Source organism: Pseudomonas sp. CGJS7 (assembly GCF_036961695.1).
The window spans coordinates 186952-209810 of the sequence record NZ_JBAMDI010000003.1; the positions used below are offsets into that span (position 1 = coordinate 186952).

Here is a 22859-nt window from a genome sequence, read left to right on the forward strand (position 1 = left end):
TGCGGGTGCGGCCGCAGCAGCGAGGTGACAGTATTCATGAGTGAGTGCCTCTAGTGTTTTTCTTGTTCGGTCGGCTAGCCGACCGTTGCGAGAGACATTAATCAGCCGGCCGAGGTGACGCAATTCACCCGGCACGACACTGTGCGTTTATCGCACAGGAAACGGTTTTGCCTGTTCTGATCCGGGGCCGCAAAGTGCTCCCTGTGGTCTCAACCAAACAACTGGTGGCAAAGGTCCCGGCTGGCTGCCAGCAAAATCGGCAAGAACCGCTGCTCCAGTTCACTGCGGGTCACCCGCCCGACATGGGTACTGACGTTCAGCGCAGCCAACACCTGCCCCGAAGCGTCATACACCGGCACGGCAATCGATCGCAGCCCCTGTTCCAGTTCCTGGTCTACCACGCACCAGCCCTGGGCGCGCACCTGCTGGATGCAGGCGAACAACGATTCGGGGTCATTCAGGGTGCGGCTGGTGCGCGCCTTGAGGTCGGCACGTTCCAGGTACTCACGCAGGCTGGTGTCATCCATGGCCGCCAGCAGAATGCGCCCCATCGACGTGCAATAGGCCGGCAGGCGCCCGCCCACCGACAGATCGACCGAGATCAGCCGCTCGACCGTGGCCGAACGGGCTATATAAAGGATGTCGTCGCCCTCGAGGGTGGCCATGTTGGCCGCCTCATGCAGCTGGTCGCTGATGCGATCCAGGTACGGCTGTGCAGAAATTGCCAGCGGCGTCGACGACAGGTAGGCATGCCCCAGGGTCAGCACTTTGGGCAGCAGCGAATAGGTACGCCCGTCGGTGGTGGCGTACCCCAGCTTGATCAACGTGTGCAGGCAACGGCGCACCGCCGCGCGAGGGATTTCGGTACGGTGGCTGATCTGGGCGATGGTCAGGTGGCGCTTGCGCTCCTGGAATGCCTGGATCACGGCCAGGCCACGTGCCAGCGAGGTCATGAAGTCCGGGTCGCCGGTAAAGGCCTGGATGCGCTTGGCCGGGGAAGCCACGATCGGCGGCGCCATGGCAGCCGAAGCAGGTCGCGCCACCTCGGCATTGCCGGAATCGTTGCCCAGGGTTTCGTCACTCATCGCACACCTCAAAAAAAACACCGGTTCGTGCGATTATCGAACAAACGGCCGATAATCGCAATTGACCGCCGACACTTTTGCTTATACCTTTCCCATGCCACTTGTGGCTTCTTTGGAGAGACTGGTCAGGTACCCACCGTAGAAGTCCCCAGGCAACGGCCTCGCCTTTCGGCGAGGCCGTTTTTCATTACGGCCCGCCCTGACATTGCAACGAACTTCTATCCGCCATTCCTTTCAAACTTTGTACGAAAGGTCCCAACTGTTCGCGGGCACAATCTGCTACTTACGCCAGATGATGTCGGGGTTGCGTAAATTATCGATGTTCGGCGAATTATCGGTTGCTATAATCGATTGCGCAGGCCCTCCGCTTACCGTGGTCATTGAACCTTCCGCTTTATCAAGCCGTTGCGGCCAGCAAGGCAAAATGCATGTTGCACAATGCATGACAACAGTCATTACACTTATTTCAGGAACTGCACGTGACGAAAGATGAACTGCGCGCGGAACTCGAGCGCCAGGCTGAACGTTACAAGGATGTTTATGGTGGCGAAGTCACCACATACGCCGCACAACCGGATCCGGAACGCAAACCCTGGCGCAAGCGTGCCAGCGTTCGCGACCAGGCCTTCAGCCAGGAACTGGAACGCATCGAAAAAGAACTGCGCAGTGACAATCCCTGAGCCTCGGGGCCCTCTGCGCATCGTCGCCCGGCCTACCCGGGCGAGCTCGATCTTTACTGTCTGGCCGATGATGAAATGGAATCACACAAATTTCATACAGGCGTTTGAATTTTTGCGAAATGGATTTTTCTCAAGCTTTCGGCCTTTTTTCGCCCTATTTTGTGATTTTTAGCCGCTATTTACCTCCCGTACCGCCCCCCTCTGCATGGCGCGCTTGCACCATGAAGACTGTCATCTGCCTGTTACAGGTGCATCGATTGCCAAGGTTTTCTGGCATAATCCCGCCCCCCTAAGACCCGCCAGACAACCTTCATGATCGATTTATTCAGCGGACTGGATGCCTGGGTGTTGGTGAGCCTGCTGCTCGCCTTGACCTTCGTACTCGCCTTCGAGTTCATCAATGGCTTTCATGACACCGCCAACGCGGTAGCTACCGTCATCTATACCAAAGCCATGCCGCCGCACCTCGCCGTGTTCTTCTCCGGCGTGTTCAACTTCCTTGGCGTTCTGCTCGGCGGTGTAGGGGTGGCCTATGCCATCGTGCACCTGTTGCCGGTAGAGCTGCTGATCAATGTGAACACCGGCCACGGCCTGGCCATGGTCTTCTCGTTGCTGGCTGCGGCCATCACCTGGAACCTGGGCACCTGGTACTTTGGCATCCCCGCCTCCAGTTCGCACACGCTGATCGGCTCCATCCTCGGTGTCGGCCTGGCCAACGCCCTGATCAACGACATTCCGCTGGGCGACGGCGTCAACTGGCAGAAAGCGATCGATATCGCCATGTCGCTGGTGGTCTCGCCAATGGCCGGCTTCGCCGTTGCTGCCCTGGTGCTGATCGGCCTGAAATGGTGGCGCCCGCTGTCGAAGATGCACAAAACCCCGGAACAGCGCCGCAAGCTCGACGACAAGAAGCACCCGCCCTTCTGGAACCGTCTGGTCCTGGTGGTTTCCGCCATGGGCGTGAGCTTCGTGCACGGCTCCAACGACGGCCAGAAAGGCATCGGCCTGATCATGCTGGTGCTGATCGGTATTGTCCCGGCCAAGTTCGTACTCGACCTGAACAGCACCACCTACCAGATCGAACGTACTCGCGACGCCACCCTGCACATGAGCCAGTTCTACCAGCGTAACGCTGCCACCCTGGGCGAGTTCCTGGCACTGGGCAAGGCCAAGGCCAGCGACCTGCCGGAGCAGTTCAGTTGCAACCCGCAGCAGACCGAGCCGACCATTGCTGCGCTGCAGACCTCACTGAAGGGCGTGACGGACTACCACAGCCTCGATGCCGAGAAGCGCGTTGAAGTGCGCCGCTATCTGTTGTGCCTGGATGACACGGCGAAGAAGGTTGGCAAGCTGCCAGGCCTGGACGCCCGTGAAAAGTCCGACCTTGAAAAACTGCGCAAAGACCTCACCGCCACCACCGAATACGCCCCGTTCTGGGTGATCGTGGCCGTCGCCCTGGCCCTTGGCCTGGGCACCATGGTTGGCTGGAAGCGCGTGGTGTTGACGGTGGGCGAGAAGATCGGCAAACAAGGCATGACCTATGCCCAAGGCATGTCGGCACAGATCACCGCAGCCTGCGCCATCGGCATGGCCAACGTATTCGCCCTGCCGGTATCGACCACCCATGTGCTGTCGTCCGGCGTGGCCGGCACCATGGTCGCCAACAAAAGTGGCCTGCAAGGCGGCACCGTGAAGACCATCCTGCTGGCATGGGTCCTGACCCTGCCTACCTCGATGGGCCTGGCGGCCGGCCTGTTCTGGCTGGCGTCCAAAGCCATTGGCTGAGTGACACCGCAATGAATGAAGGCGCCCTCGGGCGCCTTTTTCATAGCCGTTATGCCTGCCGAAGCAGCCTTGTGCTACCAAGGGTATGGGCGCGGCGCAGGAAGACTACCTTTTCTTGCCCCCTAACAACGACCCCATCAAGCCGCGCACCAACTGCCGCCCCAACTGGTTGGCTGCCTGGCGCACTGCCGACTTGATCGCCTGCCCCGCTGCACTCTGCAAGAACTCACCCGCCTTGTCGGCAAAACTCTCTTCATCCGCCTTCGGTTGAGGCGCCGGTTCCACAGGCTCGCCCTTACGCTGGCTCAGCATTTCATAGGCAGACTCACGGTCCACCGGTTTGTCATAGCGCCCCGCCATTGGCGAAGCGGCAATCAGCGCACTGCGCTCAGCCGCATTCAGTGGCCCGATACGCGACTGCGGCGGTGCAACCAGCACCCTCTGCACCATGGCCGGCGTGCCCTTCTCTTGCAACGTACCCACCAGCGCTTCGCCAATACCCAGTTCGGTCAGCACCGCCAGGGTGTCGAACGTCGGGTTGGGGCGGAAACCATCGGCTACCGCCCGCAGCGACTTCTGCTCCTTGGCCGTGAACGCCCGCAAGCCGTGCTGAATGCGCAAGCCCAACTGGGCCAGCACCGCGTCGGGCAAGTCACCCGGCGACTGGGTAACGAAATAGACCCCCACCCCCTTGGAGCGGATCAGCCGGACCACTTGCTCAAGACGGTCCTGCAACGCCTTGGGCGTGCCGTTGAACAGCAGGTGTGCTTCATCGAAGAACAGCGCCAGCACCGGCTTGTCGGCATCACCGCGCTCGGGCAACTGCTCGAACAATTCGGCCAGCAGCCACAACAGGAACGTCGCGTACACCTTGGGTGCCTCGTGCACCAATCGGCTGGCATCGAGCAAGTGGATACGTCCACGTCCATCCGGATCAGGGCGCAGCAGGTCCTCCAGTTGCAATGCCGGCTCGCCGAACAGTGCCTCGGCGCCCTGCTGCTCCAAGGTAGCGAGCCGGCGCAACAAAGCCTGGGTGGAGGCCGTGGTCATCAGCGCGCTGTCTTCGCCGAGCAGCTGCGGGTTGTCCTTCAGATGCGCCAGCAGGGCCTTGAGGTCTTTGAGGTCCAGCAGCAGCAGGCCTTCGCGGTCGGCCACCTTGAATGCTGCATAAAGCGCCGCCTGCTGGCTGTCGGTCAGTTCCAGCAAGTTGCCCAGCAACAACGGCCCCATTTCACTGAGGGTGGTGCGCAGCGGGTGGCCAGACTGCCCGGCGATATCCCACAAGCTCACCGGGTAAGCCCTGGGCGTATGCCCCAGCCACGGCATGCCGGCGATGCGCTCAGCCACCTTGCCCTGTGGCGCACCGGCAGCACCCAGGCCACAAAGGTCGCCTTTGACATCCGCGGCGAACACCGCCACCCCTGCGTCGCTGAACACCTCCGCCAGGCGCTGCAGGGTGACGGTCTTGCCAGTACCGGTTGCGCCAGCCACCAGACCGTGGCGGTTGGCCAGGCGCATTGCTTGCCCGACTGGCTGGCCATCCGGGCCCGCGCCTACAACGATGGTCGAAAATTCCGACATCTCTTTAATCCTCTGCTCAAGCTTTAGCTTAATTCGGCCGATACCTGTGGGTGTTATTCGCCTTAATAGAGAGGAACAGCCGAAAAGGGACTTTTCGGGATGTTGCACAACCTACGGCTCCACTCGTGCGAACGCCTGATATAAAACCTTAGCGGAACCGATTACGCCATGAACAAAAGCCTTCGTTTCAGCCACAAGATTCTTTTGGCGGCATCACTGATCGTGATACTCGCCTTCAGCCTTTTCACCCTCTACAACGATTACCTCCAGCGTAATGCGATCCGCGAGGACCTGGAAAATTATCTGGCTGAAATGGGCGCCTCCACGTCGACCAACATTCGCAACCTGTTCGAGGGCCGGATAAAACTGGTGGAAAACCTGGCGCAGAACATTGCCCAGGACCCGGCCAACGCCGAAACCCTGATGGGTCAGAATGCGCTGATATCCAGCTTCCTCACGGTCTACCTGGGCAAAGTCGACGGCGGTTTCAGCGTGCGCCCGGACGCGAAGATGCCCGACGGCTACGACCCGCGCACCCGCCCTTGGTACAAGGACGGCATGAATGCCAGCGGCGCGACGCTGACCGAACCCTACATCGACATGACCACCAACAAGATGGTCATCGGCATCCTCAGCAAGGTCTCCAGCAGCGTTGGCGTGGTCGGCGGCGACCTGGCCCTGGACGGCCTGGTGCAGATCATCAACTCGCTGAACTTCGGCGGCATGGGATACGCCTTCCTGGTCAACGACCAGGGCAAGATCCTGGTGCACCCGGATAAGGATCTGGTCATGAAGTCGCTGTCGGACCTGTTCCCGCAGCACACGCCGAAACTGACCGGCGAGCTGACCGAAGTGCAAAGCGATGGCCAGACCCGCCTGCTGACCTTCAGCCCGATTACCGGCCTGCCGTCGGCGAACTGGTACATCGGCCTGTCGGTGGACAAGGACAAGGCCTTCTCGATGCTCAGCACCTTCCGCACCTCTGCGGTGATCGCCACGGTAGTGGCAGTGGTGATCATCATCGGCCTGCTCGGCCTGCTGATCCGCGTGTTGATGCAACCGCTGCACACCATGACCCGCGCCATGGAAGACATCGCCGAAGGTGAGGGCGACCTGACCAAGCGCCTGCACATCCACAGCCACGACGAATTCGGTGTCCTCGGCAACGCCTTCAATCGCTTCGTCGAACGCATTCACAGCAGCATTCGCGAAGTGTCCTCGGCCACCGAGCAGGTCAACGAAGTGGCCCTGCGGGTGATCAGCGCTTCGAACTCGTCGATGACCAACTCCGACGAGCAGTCCAACCGCACCAACAGTGTCGCCGCCGCCATCAACGAACTGGGCGCTGCGGCTCAGGAAATCGCCGGCAACGCCGCCCAGGCTTCGCAGCACGCAAGCTCCGCGCGCCTGCTGGCCGAAGAAGGCCAGCAAGTGGTCGAGCGCAACATTGCCGCGATGAACCGCCTGTCCGACCTGATCGTCACCTCCAGCGCGCACATCGAAACACTGAACAGCAAGACCGTGAATATCGGCCAGATCCTGGAAGTGATCACCAGCATTTCCCAGCAGACCAACCTGCTGGCGCTGAACGCCGCCATCGAAGCGGCCCGCGCCGGTGAGGCCGGGCGTGGCTTTGCCGTGGTCGCCGATGAGGTGCGCAATCTGGCGCACCGCACCCAGGAGTCGGCGCAGCAAGTGCAGACCATGATCGAAGAGCTGCAAGTCGGTGCCCGCGAGTCGGTCGACACCATGGAGCAGAGCCAGCGCCACAGCCAGGACAGCATGCAGATCGCCAACCAGGCGGGTGAGCGACTGGACAGCGTTACCGTGCGCATTGGCGAGATCGACGGCATGAACCAGTCGGTGGCCACTGCCACCGAAGAGCAGACCGCCGTGGTCGAGGCGATCAACATGGACATCAACGAGATCAACATGCTCAACCAGGAAGGCGTGGAGAACCTGCAAGCGACCCTGCGCGCCTGCTCCGACCTCGAGCAGCAGGCTGGCCGCCTGAAGCACCTGGTGGGCAGCTTCCGTATCTGATAGAGGCTACACATTCGCCTGGCGCAGCCTCTGCGCTGCGCCAGGCATTACGCACTCCCCTCCTCTCAAACCGATCGAACAAACTATCCTTCTGATAGGTCCACCTTTAGGCATTTCATCGCCGGCAATTCAACGCCGGATGACAGACCCGAAGACGATCCCGGAGGGATGCTGATCGTGCACATCGCCGACATCACCATGTTCTACGCCCCGGCCAGCGGTGGCGTACGTACCTATCTTGATGCCAAACATCACCGTCTCGACGCCATTCACGGCGTACGCCACAGCCTGTTGATTCCCGGTGCCAGCGCCCAACACGGCGATGGCATCTATCAGGTACCTGCGCCGCCCTTGCCGTTTGGCAAGGGTTACCGCTTTCCGGTACGCCTGGCCCCCTGGTGCAATACACTGCGCACGCTCAAACCCGACCTGATCGAAGTTGGCGACCCCTACCTGACCGCCTGGGCGGCGCTGGAGGCGCGGCGCCAGCTCGACGTGCCCGTGATCGGTTTCTACCATTCCGACCTGCCGTTACTGGTCAGCAACCGCATGGGCAACTGGTTCGCACCCAATGTCGAGGCCTACGTCAGCAAGCTCTACGGCAATTTTGATCGGGTACTGGCCCCCAGCCAGGTGATGGCCGACAAACTACGCCGCTTGGGCGTGCGCGATGTCCATGTGCAGCCGCTGGGCGTTGACCTTGCCACTTTCCACCCCTCCCGGCGCGACCCACATGTACGTGCCGAACTGGGCATTGCCGACACCAGCCGCCTGTTGATCTTTGCCGGCCGCGGCTCGCGAGAAAAGAACCTGCCGGTGCTGCTTGACTGCATGCAGCGACTCGGCGACCCCTACCACCTGTTACTGGTGGGCTCGAACATGCCGGCCAGCGTGCCGCACAACGTCAGCGTCATCGATCACTTCTGCCCGGCTGCCGAGGTGGCCCGGCTGATCGCCAGCGCCGACTTGTTGGTGCATGCTGGCGACCAGGAAACATTCGGCCTGGTCATTCTCGAAGCCATGGCCAGCGCCACCCCCGTGGTGGCCGTGCGCGCCGGTGCTTTCCCTGAAATCATCAACGAACAGTGTGGCCGCCTGTGCACGCCCAACGATGGCCGGGCCATGGCATCCGCCGTGCGCGAGGCGTTCGAGGCAGGTATCCGCGAGCTCGGCGTGCAGGCCCGCCACCATGTAGAGCAACATTATTCATGGGATAACGTGGTAGCTGGCCTGCTCCAGCACTACCAGGCCGTGCTCGGCCACCAGCCGCAGGTGCGCGCCCATGCTTGAGCCTTCCGCCAGCCAGCGCAGCCTCATGCTGGTGTTGCATGATGTTGCCCCGGAAACCTGGCCGGACTATGAACCGTTCGTAGGGGCCGTGGACGCGCTGGGCCACGTGCCAATGACATGGCTGGTGGTCCCGGACTTCCATCGACGCAATCCGCTGCACCAGGCACCTTCGTTCTGCCGTCTGCTGGACGAACGCCTTGCCAAAGGCGACGAACTGGCGCTTCACGGCTATGCCCATGCTGACGAAGGCCCCGTACCGCGCAGCCCCGTCGACTACTTCATGCGGCGCATTTATACCCATGAAGGCGAGTTCTACAGCCTTGATGAGAACGAAGCGCTTACCCGGCTACAGGAGGGCCTGGCACTGTTCGAGGACCAAGGGTGGCCTGTGGCAGGGTTTGTCGCACCGGCCTGGCTCATGAGCCAGGGCACGCGGCAAGCGCTGTGCCGCCTGCCACTGAAATACACCAGTACACCGCAGCATCTGTACCGCTTGCCGGACTTTACGGCCATTGATGCGCCAGGCCTGGTCTGGAGCGCCCGGAGCGCATGGCGTCGCAAACTGTCCCGCACGCTATGCGACTGGCAATGCCAGCGCTGGCGGGGCGCGAGCACGTTGCGCTTGGGGCTGCACCCTGTAGACATGCGCCATCGCTCATCCCGTGACTATTGGTTGCGCACGCTGGAGAGACTGTTGAAGGATGGCCGCGAACCGCTGACCAAATCTGCCTGGCTGGAGCGCCAGGGGGCAGCATGAAGCGCTGGGCCTGGCTGGCGCTGGCATTGCTGGGTGCAGCGCTGGTGCCAGCATTGCTGGGTGGTAGCGAGCTGCTGCCGAGGCTGAGCCGGTTCGACCCGCACCTGCTGCTCATGCTGCTGGGGATGATTCTGTTGTGCTGGGTCATCAATGCGCTGCGCCTGCGCCTGTTGCTGGGTGAGCTGGCAAAACAGTTGAGCCATGCTCGCAGCCTGGGCGTGGTCATGGCCACCGAGTTTGCCATCTGCACCACCCCTGGCGGCAGTGGTGGGCCGCTGACCCTGATGGCCCTGCTGGCGCGAGACCGCATCCGCCCGGCGCGCAGCGGCGCCGTTTTTGCCATGGACCAGTTGAACGACCTGGTGTTCTTCTTCTGCGCAATGCTGGCGATTGCCGGCTACGCGCTGTTCCACAGCCTGGGCCGCAGCCAGGAAAGCATGTTGCTTGGCAGTGCGTTACTGCTGTGCACAGCGTTGGCCGGGGTGATCGGGCTGTTGCGCTACCGGCGCCCGATAATGCGCATGAACGGCAGGCTGTTGCAGCGCATGGGGATGGGCCAGCCGCGCAAACGTCGCTGGGCGCGCAAACTGCTGCACTTCGTTGCAGCACTGGCGCAGACCTGGCGCCTGCCCAAGCGCAGGCTGAGCCTGGTGTTCACCCTGACCTGCATCCACTGGGGGCTGCGCTACAGCGTCTTGTACCTGGTGCTGCGGGGCTTGGGGGTAGACCTGCACTGGATTCCCAGCTTCCTGGTGCAGATGCTGTCGCTCAGCGCCGGCCAATTCAGTCTGCTGCCTGGCGGCGCCGGGGCCGCCGAGCTGACGTCGGCCAGCCTGTTGACACCCTTGGTGGGCAGCTCGACCGCAGCTGCGGCAATCCTGATATGGCGGGCGGTTACGTACTACTTTTATCTGCTGGCTGGGGGGCCGGTGTTTGTGTGCCTGCTGGGACGTCCGTTGCTGGAGCGCTGGCGGCGTCAGGCGGGTTGAGCTGTTGCCATAGTTCGGCGGCGCCGGGGAAGTCGGTGCCATCCGTGTCATCCAGGGCTTCAGGGTCGTAGCGGGCCAGGCAGCCTTCGCCAAGGGTCGGTGGAGGTGAGGCGACGGGGTTGTTGCGTTGCTTGGTCATGGCCGTTTCACCCAGGATTGCCGGGGCGCTCTGCGCCCCTGTCGTGACAGGGCTGCGCAGCAGCCCGGAATCTCACAGCAAGCCGGACGGTGTCAGTCGAACACCACAGTCTTGTTACCATGCACCAACACGCGGTCCTCCAGGTGATAACGCAGGCCACGGGCCAGCACCATCTTCTCCACATCACGGCCGAAGCGGACCATGTCCTCGATGCTGTCGGCATGGCTGACACGCACCACATCCTGCTCGATGATCGGGCCGGCATCCAGCTCTTCGGTGACGTAGTGGCACGTCGCGCCGATCAGCTTCACCCCACGCAGGGCGGCCTGGTGGTAAGGCTTGGCGCCGACGAACGACGGCAGGAAGCTGTGATGGATGTTGATCACCTTCTCGGCATAGTCCCGGCACAGTTGTGGCGGCAGGATCTGCATGTAGCGGGCCAGCACCACGACGTCGGCGGCATGCTCCTGCACCAGGCGCGACACTTCGGCAAAGGCCGGGGCCTTGTCTTTGGGGTCGACCGGTACATGGAAGAACGGAATACCGTGCCACTCGACCATGCTGCGCAGGTCGTTGTGGTTGGAAATCACGCAAGGGATCTCGCAGTCCAGCTCATCGGTGTGCCAGCGGTGCAGCAAGTCTGCCAGGCAGTGCGACTCACGGCTGGCCATCAATACCACGCGTTTTTTCTGAGCCGAGTCGGTAATGCGCCAGGTCATGGAGAACTCTTCGGCGATCGGCGCAAACGCCTCACGGAAGGCTTCGATACCGAACGGCAGCGATTCAGCGCGGATTTCATGACGCATGAAGAACCAACCGCTCTGCTCATCGGAGTGGTGGCTGGCTTCGTTGATCCAGCCATTGTACAAGGCCAGGAAATTACTGACTTTCGCCACGATGCCTACACGGTCGGGGCAGGCGATCACCAGACGATAGGTGCGCATGAATGAGACTCCAGAACTTCGCAAAGGCGCCTATTCTAGCGGTCCGCCAGAAAAAACGCAGTATTGATCGTTACCGCGATGGCATATGCAAGCCCGAAAACGCCACACGGGCGCTGCCTGACAGACAAGAGGAAACGCACGGGGCATATGTAAAATTTTGTTCACGTAGAGAAATGCTGTCACAGCTTAATTAACAGTTAATTGCCCAATCTTATGTTTACTTGCGAGTATGGGCTGTCTATTATTGCCCCACACATTTCTGAACACGCATTAAGGAACACTCCATGTCCCTGATCAACGAGTACCGCGCCACCGAAGAAGCCATCAAGGAACTTCAGGCCCGCCTGGCCAATCTGTCGCAGGATGACAAGCTGAAGAAAGAACTGGAGTTCGAAGGCAAACTGCGCACACTGATGGGCGAGTACTCCAAGTCGCTGCGCGACGTGATTGCCCTGCTCGATCCAGAGTCGAAACTGAGCAAGGCACCTCGTGGTTCGGTCAAGACTACCGCCACCAAGCGCGCACGCAAGGTCAAGCAATACAAGAACCCGCACAACGGTGAAGTGATCGAAACCAAAGGCGGCAACCACAAGACCCTGAAAGAGTGGAAAGCCACTTGGGGCGGCGACGTGGTTGAAAGCTGGGCAACCCTGCTGGACTGATTATCCGCATACGCCCTCTTGCTTCGCACAACAAAAACGCCGGCACATTGCCGGCGTTTTTGTTTATCTGCCATCAGCCGATGGAATAGCGTTCCTGCAGTTGTCGAGCATGCAGTTGCCAGGCCTCCAACACGCGCCTGCCTGCCTCGTCGGCGCCCTCCCAGGCTTGCTGGCGCGCCTTTTCGAAGTCGCCCAAGGTATTCGGCGCCCCCCACTGCGGGTCGCTCAGGCGCTGTTGGCAGAAGCCATACCAACGTTGCCGCTCCTCGCCGGTCAAGGTTTCAGGGAAGTTACGTGCCCGGTAGCGGAACAACAGCTCCGGCAAACGCGGATCATCGAACATCCATTGGCCATGGCTCAACTGCGCCGGTTCCAGCGCACGAACTTGCTCGCATAAGCGCCGGTCGCGGTCACCTATAAAACCATCATACAACTGCTGTTCCGGGTCCTCACTCGGGGCGAACTCGTCCTTGCCATAGATGTGCTCCAGCTTTTCTTGCCATTGCGCCTGTTGATTGGCCAGTTGTTCACCGCGCGATTGTAACAACGTCAAGTCCAGGCCCAATCGTTGTTGATCGACCGGGCGCAATACGGACAGCGGCGCCACTACCGGACAGCGATTGATCTGCACCAATTTGAGCGGTACCGGTAATTCACCTTCGGCCAATTCATCATGCCGGGTGTACAAGCGCTGACGTAAAACTTCAGCACTTTCCCGCAGTAACGGTAGGGTTTCCTGATGCAGGTCGCAGACAATCAGTGCATTGCGATTACGCGGGTGCCAGGCCAGTGGCAATACGACCCCCAGGTAATTGCGCGCCGCCGAAAAACGCCCGGATATATGCACCAGTGGCTGCAACAGACGGACCTGCTCCATTACTTTATGCTTGCTGCGCAGCTGAAACAGCCAGTCATACAACTTGGGTTGTTTCTGCCGAATCAGGCGAGCCAAGGCAATGGTTGCCCGCACGTCGGAAAGCGCTTCGTGGGCATGACCGTGGTCAATGCCATTGGCCTTGCTCAGCAGTTCCAGACGCAGGCTGGTGCGCCCGTCCTGTTGCGGCCATTCAATGCCTTCCGGGCGCAAGGCATAGGCGGTACGCACAATGTCGATCAGGTCCCAGCGGCTATTGCCTCCCTGCCATTCACGGGCATAGGGGTCGAAAAAGTTGCGGTAAAGGCTGTAGCGGGTCACTTCATCGTCGAAGCGCAGGGTGTTGTAGCCGGCACCACAGGTGCCCGGTTGCGCCAGCTGGGCATGCACGCGAGTCATGAACTCGGCTTCGCACAGGCCCTGCTCCGCCAGCAGTTGCGGCGTAATGCCTGTCACCAGGCAGGCCGCCGGGTGCGGCAGGATGTCGTCCGACGGTCGGCAATAAAGGCTGATTGGCTCGTCGATTTCGTTAAGGTCGAAGTCAGTGCGCAGGCCGGCCACCTGCAGCGGCCGATCGCAGCGCGGGTTGATGCCGGTGGTTTCATAGTCGTGCCAGAAAATGCTGGAGGTCACGGGGTCGTCCTGTATCAAGGTCGACCCGATTCTAGCGCGATTCTGAAAAATGAACGTTCAGACGGGAGCGTTGGCGGGGCGGAAACTGAAATAGTCGCGCAACGAACGTACGAAATCATCGTACTCGCGCGGAGACTGCAGCAGCATGAAGCCCGAATCGTAGTGCCCAGGCGTCTGGTCCTCGCGGCACCACAGGCAACTGGCAGTGAGGTTGACGAACTGGTGCCCGCCGCCAGGCAGGGGCATACGCAGTTGCAGCTCGTAATCGGGCCCGACCAACACGGGCAGCTGGCTGATGACCATCAACCCATTTTCAGAGGCATTGCCTAGCTGACCGATCTCCTGACCGGTAAAGCGGTTGAACACCTTGAGGACACAAGGTAGCTGATGACGTTCTATGTGGCGCTTGTTGAACATGATCGCGAGTGTATTCCGTACCTGATGCCAGGAATACTAGGTACTGGCGGTTGTTGTAACAGCTGAGTTACAGATTAGCGCAGCACGCGCAGCAAATCCCGTGAAATAAACCACACCTTTGTGTTAGCGCCAAGGTACGGTCGTCACCGGGTTGGCCACGGCCGTTTCTGCACCGCGCAAATGGCCGAGTTTTTCCAAGGTCTGCAGGCGCGCCCGGGCGCGATAGGCATATTCGTTGCCCGGGTGCTGCTGGATCAGGTACTGATAGGTCTGCGCCGCGTCCACGTACAACGCCTGGCGCTCCAGGCACTGGCCGCGCAGCAGTGACACTTCGGGGTGGATGAACGGCCGGGCACGGCTGGTGCGGTCAACCTGCGACAGTTCGAGCATGACCCGTGCGCAATCGCCGCGGTCGTAGGCGCGGTAGGCATTGTTCAGGTGGTGGTCCATGGACCAGCGGGTACAGCCGACGGCGCTGGCGGCCAAGGCTAAAACGATCAGGGCTCGCATGGGGATCTCCTTTGATGCCAGTGTATCGGCGTTTGCCTGCAAATCTTCACACCCTTTTGCAAGGATACCCTGCCCCGTTCAAATGCCACCCTGCCTTGGTTGCAGGTAGTGCAACGGAACAATGACTACAGCGAGATTCAGGAGTAGCCTTTCGCTGCGCTTCACTATAGGAGTCTGTGCATGAGCATCCGCCGCACCAAAATCGTCGCCACCCTTGGCCCCGCCAGCAACTCGCCGGAAGTGATCGAACAACTGATCCTCGCCGGCCTGGACGTGGCACGTCTGAACTTCTCCCACGGCACGCCGGACGAGCACAAGGCCCGCGCGCGCCTGATCCGTGACATCGCCGCCAAGAATGGCCGCCATGTTGCACTGCTGGGCGACCTGCAGGGTCCGAAGATCCGCATCGCCAAGTTCGCCAACAAGCGCATCGAACTGAAGATCGGTGACAAGTTCACCTTCTCCACCGCCCACCCGCTGACCGAAGGCAACCAGGACATCGTCGGTATCGACTACCCCGACCTGGTCAAGGACTGCGGCGTTGGTGACGAACTGCTGCTCGACGATGGCCGCGTGGTCATGCGCGTCGAAACCGCCACTGCAGATGCCCTGCACTGCGTGGTGATCATCGGTGGCCCACTGTCGGACCACAAAGGCATCAACCGTAAAGGTGGCGGCCTGACCGCACCGGCCCTGACCGAAAAAGACAAGGCCGACATCAAACTGGCTGCGGAAATGGACCTGGACTACCTGGCCGTATCCTTCCCGCGTGACGCCAGCGACATGGAATACGCGCGCAAGCTGCGTGACGAAGCCGGCGGCAGCGCCTGGCTGGTAGCCAAGATCGAACGCGCCGAAGCGGTGGCCGATGACGAGACCCTCGACAAGCTGATCGCCGCCTCCGACGCTGTTATGGTTGCCCGTGGTGACCTGGGCGTGGAAATCGGCGACGCTGAGCTGATCGCTATCCAGAAGAAGATCATCCAGCACGCCCGCCGCAACAACAAGGCCGTGATCGTGGCGACCCAGATGATGGAGTCGATGATCCAGAACCCGATGCCGACCCGCGCGGAAGTGTCCGACGTGGCCAACGCCGTGCTGGACAACACCGATGCGGTGATGCTGTCGGCCGAAAGCGCCGCCGGTTCCTACCCGATCGAAGCTGTCCAGGCCATGGCACGCATCTGCCTGGGTGCCGAAAAGCACCCGACCAGCCAGAAGTCCAGCCATCGCCTGCACACCACCTTCCAGCGCTGCGACGAAAGCATCGCCTTGGCGGCCATGTACACTGCCAACCACTTCCCGGGCGTAAAGGCGATCATCGCCCTGACCGAAAGCGGCTACACCCCGCTGATCATGTCGCGCCTGCGTTCGCATGTACCGATCTTCGCCCTGTCGCCGCACCGCGCCACCCAGGCGCGCGCCTCGATGTTCCGTGGCGTGTACCCGATTGCCTTCGACCCGGCCGCGCTGCCGGCCGACAAGGTGAGCCAGGCGGCGGTCGACGAGCTGCTCAAACGTGGCCTGGTGGAGCAAGGTGACTGGGTGATCCTGACCAAGGGTGACAGCTACCACACCATCGGTGGCACCAACGGCATGAAGATCCTGCACGTCGGTGATCCGCTGGTCGGTTGATCCACTCGTTTCACAGCACAAGGCTCAAGCGCAGCCTTGTGCTGCGAAGAGGCCCCGACAGCAATAAAAAAAGGCCCCGGTTCTCGCGAACCGGGGCCTTTTTATGGTGCAGAGGGTAAGGCTGGCTTACATCATGCCGCCCATGCCACCCATGCCGCCCATATCAGGCATGCCAGCAGCTGGCTTGTCTTCCGGCAGGTCGGCAACCATGGCTTCGGTGGTGATCATCAGACCACCGATCGAAGCAGCAGCTTGCAGCGCCGAGCGAGTGACCTTGGCTGGGTCCAGGATACCCATCTCGATCATGTCGCCGTATTCACCGGTAGCGGCGTTGTAGCCGAAGTTGCCCGAACCTTGCTTGACCTTGTCAGCAACCACGCTTGGCTCATCACCGGCGTTGGCAGTGATCTGGCGCAGCGGGGATTCAACAGCGCGACGCAGCAGCGCGATACCGACGTTCTGGTCTTCGTTGTCGCCTTTCAGGTCGATGATGGCTGCCAGGGCGCGAACCAGGGCAACACCACCGCCAGGCACCACGCCTTCTTCAACGGCTGCACGGGTAGCGTGCAGGGCGTCTTCAACGCGGGCTTTCTTCTCTTTCATTTCAACTTCGGTGCCGGCACCGACCTTGATCACGGCAACACCGCCAGCCAGCTTGGCCAGACGCTCTTGCAGCTTCTCACGGTCGTAGTCCGAGGAAGTTTCTTCGATCTGGGCACGGATCTGCTTGACGCGTGCTTCGATCTCGGTGTCAGCGCCAGCACCGTCGATGATGGTGGTGTTTTCCTTGGACAGGATGACGCGCTTGGCGTTACCCAGGTGCTCCAGGGTAGCGGTTTCCAGGGACAGGCCGATTTCTTCGGAGATGACCTGGCCGCCAGTCAGGACAGCGATGTCCTGCAGCATGGCCTTGCGGCGATCGCCGAAGCCCGGAGCCTTGACTGCAGCAACCTTGACGATGCCGCGCATGTTGTTGACTACCAGGGTAGCCAGCGCTTCACCTTCAACGTCTTCGGCAACGATCAGCAGTGGGCGGCCGGCCTTGGCAACGGCTTCCAGCACTGGCAGCAGCTCACGGATGTTGGAGATTTTCTTGTCGACCAGCAGCAGCAGCGGGCCTTCCAGCTCGGCAACCATGGTGTCCGGCTTGTTGACGAAGTACGGCGACAGGTAGCCGCGGTCGAACTGCATGCCTTCTACGACGGACAGTTCGTTTTCCAGGCCCGAGCCTTCTTCAACGGTGATCACGCCTTCTTTACCGACTTTTTCCATGGCTTCGGCGATGATTTCACCGATGGAGTTGTCGGAGTTGGCAGAGATGGTACCTACCTGGGCGATGGCCTTGGAGTCGGCGCATGGCTTGGACAGGTTCTTCAGCTCGGCAACAACGGCAGCAGTGGCCTTGTCGATACCGCGCTTCAGGTCCATCGGGTTCATGCCGGCAGCGACGGCTTTCAGGCCTTCGTTGACGATGGCCTGAGCCAGAACGGTAGCGGTGGTGGTGCCGTCACCGGCAGCGTCGTTGGCCTTGGAAGCAACTTCCTTGACCAGCTGGGCGCCCATGTTTTCGAAAGCGTCTTTCAGCTCGATTTCTTTGGCGACGGAAACGCCGTCCTTGGTGATGGTCGGCGCGCCGAAGCTCTTGGCCAGTACCACGTTACGGCCTTTCGGGCCCAGGGTCGCTTTTACCGCGTCAGCCAGAACGTTGACACCAACCAGCATTTTCTTACGAGCGGAATCACCAAATTTTACGTCTTTAGCAGCCATGATCGTTTAATCCTTGAAAAACTTTGGAGTAACGGGAAGTCGGGGGAAATCAGCCTTCGACAACGGCGAGGATTTCGTTCTCGGCCATGACCAGCAGGTCTTCGCCATCGACTTTCACGGTGTTGCTGCCCGAGTACGGGCCGAAAACCACTTTGTCACCCACTTTCACGGCCAGCGCGCGAACTTCGCCGTTGTCCAGAACGCGACCGGTGCCGACGGCTACAACTTCGCCGCGGTTTGGTTTTTCAGCGGCCGAACCCGGCAGGACGATACCGCCAGCGGTTTTCGATTCTTCTTCGCTGCGACGGATGACTACGCGGTCATGCAGAGGACGAAGTTTCATTGTCGATCTCTCCCAAATTGTGGTTTTCATCGGCCGGTTCGACACCGGCGGTTTTGATGCTGTCCGGCGTTGCCGGGGGTGGCCCGCTGTGAGCGAACCACCTGTGTAATGTCTGGTGTTGCCACCAGAAACCTTGCGGTGACCACATACATGAGGCCGCCACATCCAATTACAAGGCTCGAGATAGAAAATTTTTCATCAGGCCCAAAAAAACCGGGGCCGCTTGCGCGGCCCCGGTCCTTGTTACTTGTCGCGGCGCTCGTACTCGCCTTCGATCACGTTCGGGCGGTGGCCGCCATCACGCGGCTGCGCCTGGAAGGGGTCATCCTGGAATGCACGCTGGCGCATGGCCTGGGCCTCGGCACGCTCGCGCATCTTGCGCGCCGCCAGGCGGCGGGTGAATGGCAGCAGGCACAGCACACCCAGCACGTCGCTGATGAAGCCGGGCAGCAACAACAGGCCACCGCCCACGGCCAGCATCATGCCCTGGAACATGTCCTCGGCGGGCAATTCACCGCGCTGCAGGCTTTCACGGGCGCGCAATGCAGTCGCCAGGCCGGCCACCCGCATGACCAGTACGCCCAGGGCGGAGCCGGCGATGATCAGCAGCAACGCCGGGAAGAAACCGATAGCCGCGCTGACCTTCACGAAGACGAACAGCTCCAGCACAGGAAAAATCAGAAACAGCAGTAGAAAAGCACGCATCAAGGGTTCCTCGACGGAAGATAACCTTCCAATAAGACCTCAAATGGATGCCTGCGCTCCGGATTTCAACCCTCGGCTTGCATCACAAGCGGCCAATGGTCGGCGCGAGCCAGCAAAACCAAGGCCTCGCGGACTTGTGTCGGCGTGTTGCAAGTAGTGGGGAAAGGCAACCAGTGCACTGCCTGGCCGATGCGCAGGTGCATGCCTTCGCTGTCTACCCCAACCATCTGCGCCGGTACGTGCTGTGGCAACCCGGTCAATTCGACGTAGTGGGCAATGGCACTGGCGTGATCGCTGTTCATGTGTTCGATCATGCTCCCCTCGGCCTTGCCCGCGAACGGGTTGGCCAAGGTCACATGGTCAAGCCAGTGGATCGCACCGAAGCCGCCGATGTAGCGGTGGCGCACCGGTTGCAGCACCCAGAAATCGAAATCGTGGGCCTTGTGGTAGTCGGCCGCGTCCGGGAAATAGCGGTAATAGCGTTCGGCGGCGGCCTCGATGACGGCCTCGTCGACCAGCTTGTGCGCTTCGGCCATCACCGTCAGGCGCCCTACCGCCTGCACATCCTCGGCCTCGCGCTCACCCACCAGCAGCGAACACTTGGGGTCCTTCTGCAGGTTGTGGGTGTGCTGGGCAATGCGGCTGATCAGGATCAGCGGGTTGCCCTGGGCGTCCAGGCAGTACGGCACGACCGAACCGAAGGGGTAGCCAGGCATCGACCTGGAATGTGTCGAAAGCACGCCGCGGTATTCCTTGAGCAGCAGTTCCCGGGCGGGGCGAATGGCGTTGGTACTCACTTGAGGGCGGCTCCTGGCGGACGGGTTGGGGACAAGATAAGCATTATCAGCTGCCTGTGCCACTGACCTGCATCCAGACGCCTTACCAGGTAACGCCGAAGCCCGCGGTATAGCGTGTCTTGTCCAGGTCACTCTCACGCGTGCCGGTGATGATATCCTTCTCCGCCTTGAGGTTCAGCGAGGCCCACTCGGTGACCTTGTAGCGCAGGCCAACCTCGGCATCCAGCGAGTAGTCGGCCACGCCACCCAGCGGCTTGGCGAACTCGCCGTTGGTGAACAGCTGCACGTTCTTGCCGATCAGGTAGCGGGTGTAATCCCACTTCACGGCCGCAGAATAGAAATTATCCTTGCCGCCGTCCCGGTACTCGAAATCAGTGCGGTTGATCAGTGAGCCCAGCGAGAACGCACCCAGCTCATCGTCCCAGAACTGGTAACCCGGGCCGGTACCCACGGTGCGCTGGCGGGCCAGGTCTTCGATGTGATCGCGCTTGTATTCCGCACGCCCCTGCCAGAACCACTTATCGGTAATGAAGCGGTCCAGCGCGTACTCGGCGCTCCAGTTGTTGGTGGTGGTGACGTCGTCCTTGGTCTCGCGGTTGTACTCACCCTCGGCGTTGTGCCGCCAGCGGCCATGGCGGGCAGTGGTCTTGAAGCCCACGTCGTAATCGTCGGTGTCGTTCTCTGCGCGCTTGTAGTCCAGCGCCACGTCGACATTACCTTTCCACACGAAATCCTCGACCAGCGGCTTGGGCTTCATGATCTGCTCGATGCTGGCCAGCTCCACCGTCTTCGGTGAATCGCCATTGGCCAAGGTCACCTTGCCTGGCTCTGCCGCCTTGAGCGACTTGGCTTTCTCTCCGCTGTAGGCGTCCTGCTTGACCAGCATCTCCTGGTCGCTTTCCAGCGTCTGGACCTGCTTCCAGTCCAGGGCGATGGACCCGCCATAAGGGGTTTCCAGCAGCAGCTTGCCGCCGTCGAATACCTTGATCTTGCCACTTAGCCGGTCACCGTTCTTCATCCACACAGTGTCGGCCCACACTGGAGAGGCACACAGGGAAACAGCAAGAAGGCACAACAAGGATCTAGAATTCATAAACGGGCTTTGTTTGCGGACTATGGGTTCGATTTGACGAAAAAGCCGGGCATTATCCAGATACCCACGACCAGAGCAAGGACAGACCGGGAGTATGCCGTTGAGTTCAACTCTCATTTACCAGACCACCGGTCCGGTTTCATCTGCAGCCCAAGGCGGGCGAGATGTCTGATGGATATGAGCACGCCCTTGATTCGGCCGAGGGCCGACGAACGGCGCTTTATTCAGTACTGGGCCAAGTGCCACCCGGTAAGGTCGTGAGCTATGGCCAACTGGCCGAACTGGCCGGGCTTGGCCGTGCGGCGCGCTGGGTGGGGCGTACCCTGGGGCAGTTGCCTGCAGACACACGCCTGCCTTGGCACCGGGTGCTCGGTGCAGGTGGCCGGTTGAGCCTGCCGCTGGGCACCCCGTCGGGCGATGAACAACGGGCGCGGTTACGCGGGGAAGGTGTGAATGTAAGCAACAATCGTGTGGATATGACGCGCCATGGCTGGCGCCCAATGGAGCACAGCGGTTAGAGTGCGCGCTTTGTTTTCGAAAACTTGAGGCAGATGTTGGCCCATGCCCCGTAAAACCTGGCGCGCTGCGCTTGCTGCCTATGCCAGCCCGTCAACATTGGTACTTTTGCTACTCGGTTTCGCCGCCGGCCTGCCCTACATGCTGGTGTTCTCGACCCTGTCGGTATGGTTGCGCGAAGCCGGCGTTGCCCGTGAAACCATCGGTTATGCCAGCCTGATTGGCTTGGCCTACGCCTTCAAGTGGGTCTGGTCACCGCTGCTCGACCAATGGCGCTTGCCGCTGCTTGGCGGCCTCGGGCGCCGGCGTTCGTGGCTGCTGTTGTCGCAAGCGCTGGTGGTGATCGGGCTGGTCGGCATGAGCCTGTGCGACCCGCAACAACACCTCTCCTGGCTGATCGCCATGGCCGTACTGGTGGCCTTCGCCTCGGCTACCCAGGACATCGCTGTCGACGCCTACCGCCTGGAAATCGCTGACGACCAGCGCCAGGCCGCGCTCGCAGCCAGCTACATGGCCGGCTACCGGGTGGCTGCCTTGCTCGCCACGGCCGGTGCCCTGTTCTTCGCCGAGTGGTTCGGCTCTACCGGCTTCAGCTACCTGCACAAGGCCTGGGCCGGCACGTACGTGATGTTCGGGGTGATGATGCTGCCCGCCCTGTTCACCACGTTGGTCATGCGCGAACCACCAGTGCCCATGCGCACCCAGCTATCGGCAGCGCGCTACGGGCTGGTGCACCAGATGGCCTCGGTGTTCGTGCTGATCATCCTGCTGGTCTCGGTACCGGCCAGCTTCACCCAGATGTTCAATACCGGCTGGTCCAGCGTGATCTCCGGTGATGCCACGCCGCTCGACCTGCTGCTGGAAGACCGCGCCTTCCTGCGCCTGATCCTCTACGTGCTGCTGTCCTGGGCCTGCCTGTCGAGCCTCGGCCGTCGCGGCCTGGCCCCCGTGCTGACCCCGATCAACGACTTCATCACCCGCTACCGCTGGCAGGCTCTGCTGCTGCTAGGCCTGATCGCCACCTATCGCATGTCGGACACGGTGATGGGGGTGATGGCCAACGTGTTCTATATCGACATGGGCTTCACCAAGGACCAGATTGCCAGCGTCAGCAAGATCTTCGGCCTGATCATGACCCTGGTCGGCGCCGGGGTTGGCGGCCTGCTGATCGTACGCTTCGGCATCATGCCCATCCTGTTCATCGGCGGCGTAGCCTCTGCCGGCACCAACATCCTGTTCCTGATGCTGGCTGACATGGGGCCGAACCTGGAAATGCTGGTGGTGACCATCTCACTGGACAACTTCAGCTCCGGCATGGCTACCTCGGCCTTTGTCGCCTACCTGTCAAGCCTGACCAACCTGAAGTTCTCGGCGACCCAGTACGCGCTGCTCAGTTCGATCATGCTGCTGTTGCCGCGGCTGATTGGCGGGTATTCGGGCGTTATTGTGGAGAAGTTCGGCTACCACGACTTCTTCCTGATCACGGCGCTGCTGGGGGTGCCTACGCTGATCCTGATTGCCCTGCAGTGGCATCAGGAAGCCGGGCGGGGAACGCCAGTGGCGGACGACCACTCGGTGGCTGAGCGGCCCTGAAGTTTTGTATTGCCTGTGCTG

At 61.1% G+C, this 22859-nt stretch carries 21 protein-coding genes and 2 pseudogenes; 11 read left to right on the forward strand and 12 right to left on the reverse strand.

The annotated features are described in order from the left end of the window. Nucleotides 1-209: 209 nt before the first annotated feature. Nucleotides 210-1085, reverse strand: a complete 876-nt coding sequence (gene pcaR / locus V7787_RS03920) for a pca regulon transcriptional regulator PcaR (RefSeq protein ID WP_003251938.1) — start codon at nt 1083-1085, stop codon at nt 210-212. 479 nt (nt 1086-1564) lie between these two features. Here pcaR and V7787_RS03925 point away from each other — a divergent pair, with 479 nt between their 5' ends. Continuing rightward, nucleotides 1565-1765, forward strand: a complete 201-nt coding sequence (locus V7787_RS03925; RefSeq protein WP_003251937.1) for a hypothetical protein — start codon at nt 1565-1567, stop codon at nt 1763-1765. A 312-nt stretch (nt 1766-2077) separates the two neighbouring features. Beyond that, entirely contained in the window at nt 2078-3550 is a 1473-nt protein-coding gene (locus tag V7787_RS03930) for an inorganic phosphate transporter (RefSeq protein ID WP_014592256.1), read from the forward strand. Between the two features lie 105 nt (nt 3551-3655). On the opposite strand, the gene V7787_RS03935 is transcribed toward V7787_RS03930, so the two are convergent. After that, on the reverse strand, nt 3656-5131 hold the full coding sequence (locus V7787_RS03935) for a helicase HerA-like domain-containing protein (protein WP_064491138.1): 1476 nt from the start codon (nt 5129-5131) through the stop codon (nt 3656-3658). A 168-nt stretch (nt 5132-5299) separates the two neighbouring features. Here V7787_RS03935 and V7787_RS53020 point away from each other — a divergent pair. From V7787_RS53020 to V7787_RS03955, 5 genes and pseudogenes are all read left to right on the forward strand, one after another. Then, nucleotides 5300-6316: pseudogene (locus V7787_RS53020) on the forward strand (cache domain-containing protein); the annotation flags it as partial. 261 nt (nt 6317-6577) lie between these two features. Continuing rightward, a pseudogene (locus V7787_RS53025) lies at nt 6578-7174 on the forward strand (methyl-accepting chemotaxis protein); the annotation flags it as partial. A gap of 168 nt (nt 7175-7342) precedes the next feature. Next, a complete protein-coding gene (locus tag V7787_RS03945) occupies nt 7343-8464 on the forward strand; it encodes a glycosyltransferase family 4 protein (protein ID WP_020193164.1) in 1122 nt (373 codons plus the stop codon). Next, nucleotides 8457-9221: a DUF2334 domain-containing protein gene (locus tag V7787_RS03950; protein WP_049587348.1), complete on the forward strand. Its 765-nt coding sequence runs from the start codon at nt 8457-8459 to the stop codon at nt 9219-9221. The genes V7787_RS03945 and V7787_RS03950 overlap by 8 nt, the downstream gene beginning before the upstream one ends. Continuing rightward, nucleotides 9218-10210 carry a lysylphosphatidylglycerol synthase transmembrane domain-containing protein gene (locus V7787_RS03955; RefSeq protein ID WP_336085842.1) on the forward strand — a complete coding sequence of 331 codons (993 nt, stop codon included), beginning with the start codon at nt 9218-9220 and terminating at the stop codon, nt 10208-10210. Before V7787_RS03950 ends, V7787_RS03955 begins: the two co-directional genes overlap by 4 nt. On the opposite strand, the gene V7787_RS03960 is transcribed toward V7787_RS03955, so the two are convergent. Together V7787_RS03960 and purU are read right to left on the reverse strand one after the other, a co-directional pair. Further along, nucleotides 10116-10349, reverse strand: a complete 234-nt coding sequence (locus tag V7787_RS03960; RefSeq protein ID WP_232968706.1) for a hypothetical protein — start codon at nt 10347-10349, stop codon at nt 10116-10118. The genes V7787_RS03955 and V7787_RS03960 overlap by 95 nt on opposite strands. A gap of 92 nt (nt 10350-10441) precedes the next feature. Next, nucleotides 10442-11293: a formyltetrahydrofolate deformylase gene (gene purU / locus V7787_RS03965; protein ID WP_003251921.1), complete on the reverse strand. Its 852-nt coding sequence runs from the start codon at nt 11291-11293 to the stop codon at nt 10442-10444. A gap of 284 nt (nt 11294-11577) precedes the next feature. Between purU and mvaT the strand changes: the two genes are divergently transcribed. Next, nucleotides 11578-11955: a histone-like nucleoid-structuring protein MvaT gene (gene mvaT / locus V7787_RS03970; RefSeq protein ID WP_003251920.1), complete on the forward strand. Its 378-nt coding sequence runs from the start codon at nt 11578-11580 to the stop codon at nt 11953-11955. A gap of 73 nt (nt 11956-12028) precedes the next feature. On the opposite strand, the gene sbcB is transcribed toward mvaT, so the two are convergent. The 3 genes from sbcB to V7787_RS03985 form a co-directional block, all read right to left on the reverse strand. Next, nucleotides 12029-13462: an exodeoxyribonuclease I gene (gene sbcB, locus V7787_RS03975; protein WP_064491140.1), complete on the reverse strand. Its 1434-nt coding sequence runs from the start codon at nt 13460-13462 to the stop codon at nt 12029-12031. 57 nt (nt 13463-13519) lie between these two features. Next, complete coding sequence (locus V7787_RS03980; RefSeq protein ID WP_012053641.1) at nt 13520-13879, reverse strand: PilZ domain-containing protein; 360 nt, start codon at nt 13877-13879, stop codon at nt 13520-13522. Nucleotides 13880-14002: 123 nt separating this feature from the next. Then, nucleotides 14003-14389 carry a hypothetical protein gene (locus tag V7787_RS03985; protein WP_064491141.1) on the reverse strand — a complete coding sequence of 129 codons (387 nt, stop codon included), beginning with the start codon at nt 14387-14389 and terminating at the stop codon, nt 14003-14005. A gap of 180 nt (nt 14390-14569) precedes the next feature. Here V7787_RS03985 and pyk point away from each other — a divergent pair, with 180 nt between their 5' ends. Continuing rightward, entirely contained in the window at nt 14570-16024 is a 1455-nt protein-coding gene (pyk, locus tag V7787_RS03990) for a pyruvate kinase (RefSeq protein WP_003251912.1), read from the forward strand. A 126-nt stretch (nt 16025-16150) separates the two neighbouring features. On the opposite strand, the gene groL is transcribed toward pyk, so the two are convergent. From groL to V7787_RS04015, 5 genes are all read right to left on the reverse strand, one after another. Beyond that, nucleotides 16151-17791 (reverse strand): chaperonin GroEL, encoded by a 1641-nt coding sequence (gene groL / locus V7787_RS03995; protein WP_010952474.1) that lies wholly within the window; start codon nt 17789-17791, stop codon nt 16151-16153. A 49-nt stretch (nt 17792-17840) separates the two neighbouring features. Continuing rightward, a complete protein-coding gene (locus tag V7787_RS04000; protein WP_003251905.1) occupies nt 17841-18134 on the reverse strand; it encodes a co-chaperone GroES in 294 nt (97 codons plus the stop codon). Nucleotides 18135-18377: 243 nt separating this feature from the next. Beyond that, a complete protein-coding gene (locus tag V7787_RS04005) occupies nt 18378-18839 on the reverse strand; it encodes an FxsA family protein (protein ID WP_003251903.1) in 462 nt (153 codons plus the stop codon). Nucleotides 18840-18904: 65 nt separating this feature from the next. Continuing rightward, the gene (locus tag V7787_RS04010) at nt 18905-19636 is read right to left on the reverse strand and encodes a HugZ family pyridoxamine 5'-phosphate oxidase (protein WP_064491142.1); all 732 of its coding nucleotides are present in this window, start codon (nt 19634-19636) and stop codon (nt 18905-18907) included. 82 nt (nt 19637-19718) lie between these two features. Further along, on the reverse strand, nt 19719-20729 hold the full coding sequence (locus V7787_RS04015; RefSeq protein ID WP_064491143.1) for a DUF481 domain-containing protein: 1011 nt from the start codon (nt 20727-20729) through the stop codon (nt 19719-19721). A gap of 164 nt (nt 20730-20893) precedes the next feature. Here V7787_RS04015 and V7787_RS04020 point away from each other — a divergent pair, with 164 nt between their 5' ends. Together V7787_RS04020 and V7787_RS04025 are read left to right on the forward strand one after the other, a co-directional pair. Beyond that, nucleotides 20894-21247 (forward strand): MGMT family protein, encoded by a 354-nt coding sequence (locus V7787_RS04020; RefSeq protein ID WP_020191618.1) that lies wholly within the window; start codon nt 20894-20896, stop codon nt 21245-21247. Between the two features lie 43 nt (nt 21248-21290). Continuing rightward, nucleotides 21291-22838, forward strand: coding sequence for an AmpG family muropeptide MFS transporter (locus tag V7787_RS04025; protein ID WP_014592267.1), 1548 nt, complete (start codon nt 21291-21293; stop codon nt 22836-22838). Nucleotides 22839-22859 lie beyond the last annotated feature (21 nt).

Coding starts and splice junctions, on each gene's coding strand:
- V7787_RS04020 (WP_020191618.1), top strand. CDS start 20,894: ATGTCTGATGGATATGAGCACGCCCTTGATTCGGCCGAGGGCCGACGA.
- V7787_RS03950 (WP_049587348.1), top strand. CDS start 8,457: ATGCTTGAGCCTTCCGCCAGCCAGCGCAGCCTCATGCTGGTGTTGCAT.
- pcaR (WP_003251938.1), bottom strand. CDS start 1,085: ATGAGTGACGAAACCCTGGGCAACGATTCCGGCAATGCCGAGGTGGCG.
- V7787_RS03960 (WP_232968706.1), bottom strand. CDS start 10,349: ATGACCAAGCAACGCAACAACCCCGTCGCCTCACCTCCACCGACCCTT.
- V7787_RS04000 (WP_003251905.1), bottom strand. CDS start 18,134: ATGAAACTTCGTCCTCTGCATGACCGCGTAGTCATCCGTCGCAGCGAA.
- purU (WP_003251921.1), bottom strand. CDS start 11,293: ATGCGCACCTATCGTCTGGTGATCGCCTGCCCCGACCGTGTAGGCATC.
- V7787_RS04005 (WP_003251903.1), bottom strand. CDS start 18,839: ATGCGTGCTTTTCTACTGCTGTTTCTGATTTTTCCTGTGCTGGAGCTG.
- groL (WP_010952474.1), bottom strand. CDS start 17,791: ATGGCTGCTAAAGACGTAAAATTTGGTGATTCCGCTCGTAAGAAAATG.
- mvaT (WP_003251920.1), top strand. CDS start 11,578: ATGTCCCTGATCAACGAGTACCGCGCCACCGAAGAAGCCATCAAGGAA.
- V7787_RS03945 (WP_020193164.1), top strand. CDS start 7,343: ATGCTGATCGTGCACATCGCCGACATCACCATGTTCTACGCCCCGGCC.
- V7787_RS03985 (WP_064491141.1), bottom strand. CDS start 14,389: ATGCGAGCCCTGATCGTTTTAGCCTTGGCCGCCAGCGCCGTCGGCTGT.
- pyk (WP_003251912.1), top strand. CDS start 14,570: ATGAGCATCCGCCGCACCAAAATCGTCGCCACCCTTGGCCCCGCCAGC.
- V7787_RS03935 (WP_064491138.1), bottom strand. CDS start 5,131: ATGTCGGAATTTTCGACCATCGTTGTAGGCGCGGGCCCGGATGGCCAG.
- V7787_RS03955 (WP_336085842.1), top strand. CDS start 9,218: ATGAAGCGCTGGGCCTGGCTGGCGCTGGCATTGCTGGGTGCAGCGCTG.
- V7787_RS04025 (WP_014592267.1), top strand. CDS start 21,291: ATGCCCCGTAAAACCTGGCGCGCTGCGCTTGCTGCCTATGCCAGCCCG.
- V7787_RS03980 (WP_012053641.1), bottom strand. CDS start 13,879: ATGTTCAACAAGCGCCACATAGAACGTCATCAGCTACCTTGTGTCCTC.
- V7787_RS04015 (WP_064491143.1), bottom strand. CDS start 20,729: ATGAATTCTAGATCCTTGTTGTGCCTTCTTGCTGTTTCCCTGTGTGCC.
- V7787_RS03930 (WP_014592256.1), top strand. CDS start 2,078: ATGATCGATTTATTCAGCGGACTGGATGCCTGGGTGTTGGTGAGCCTG.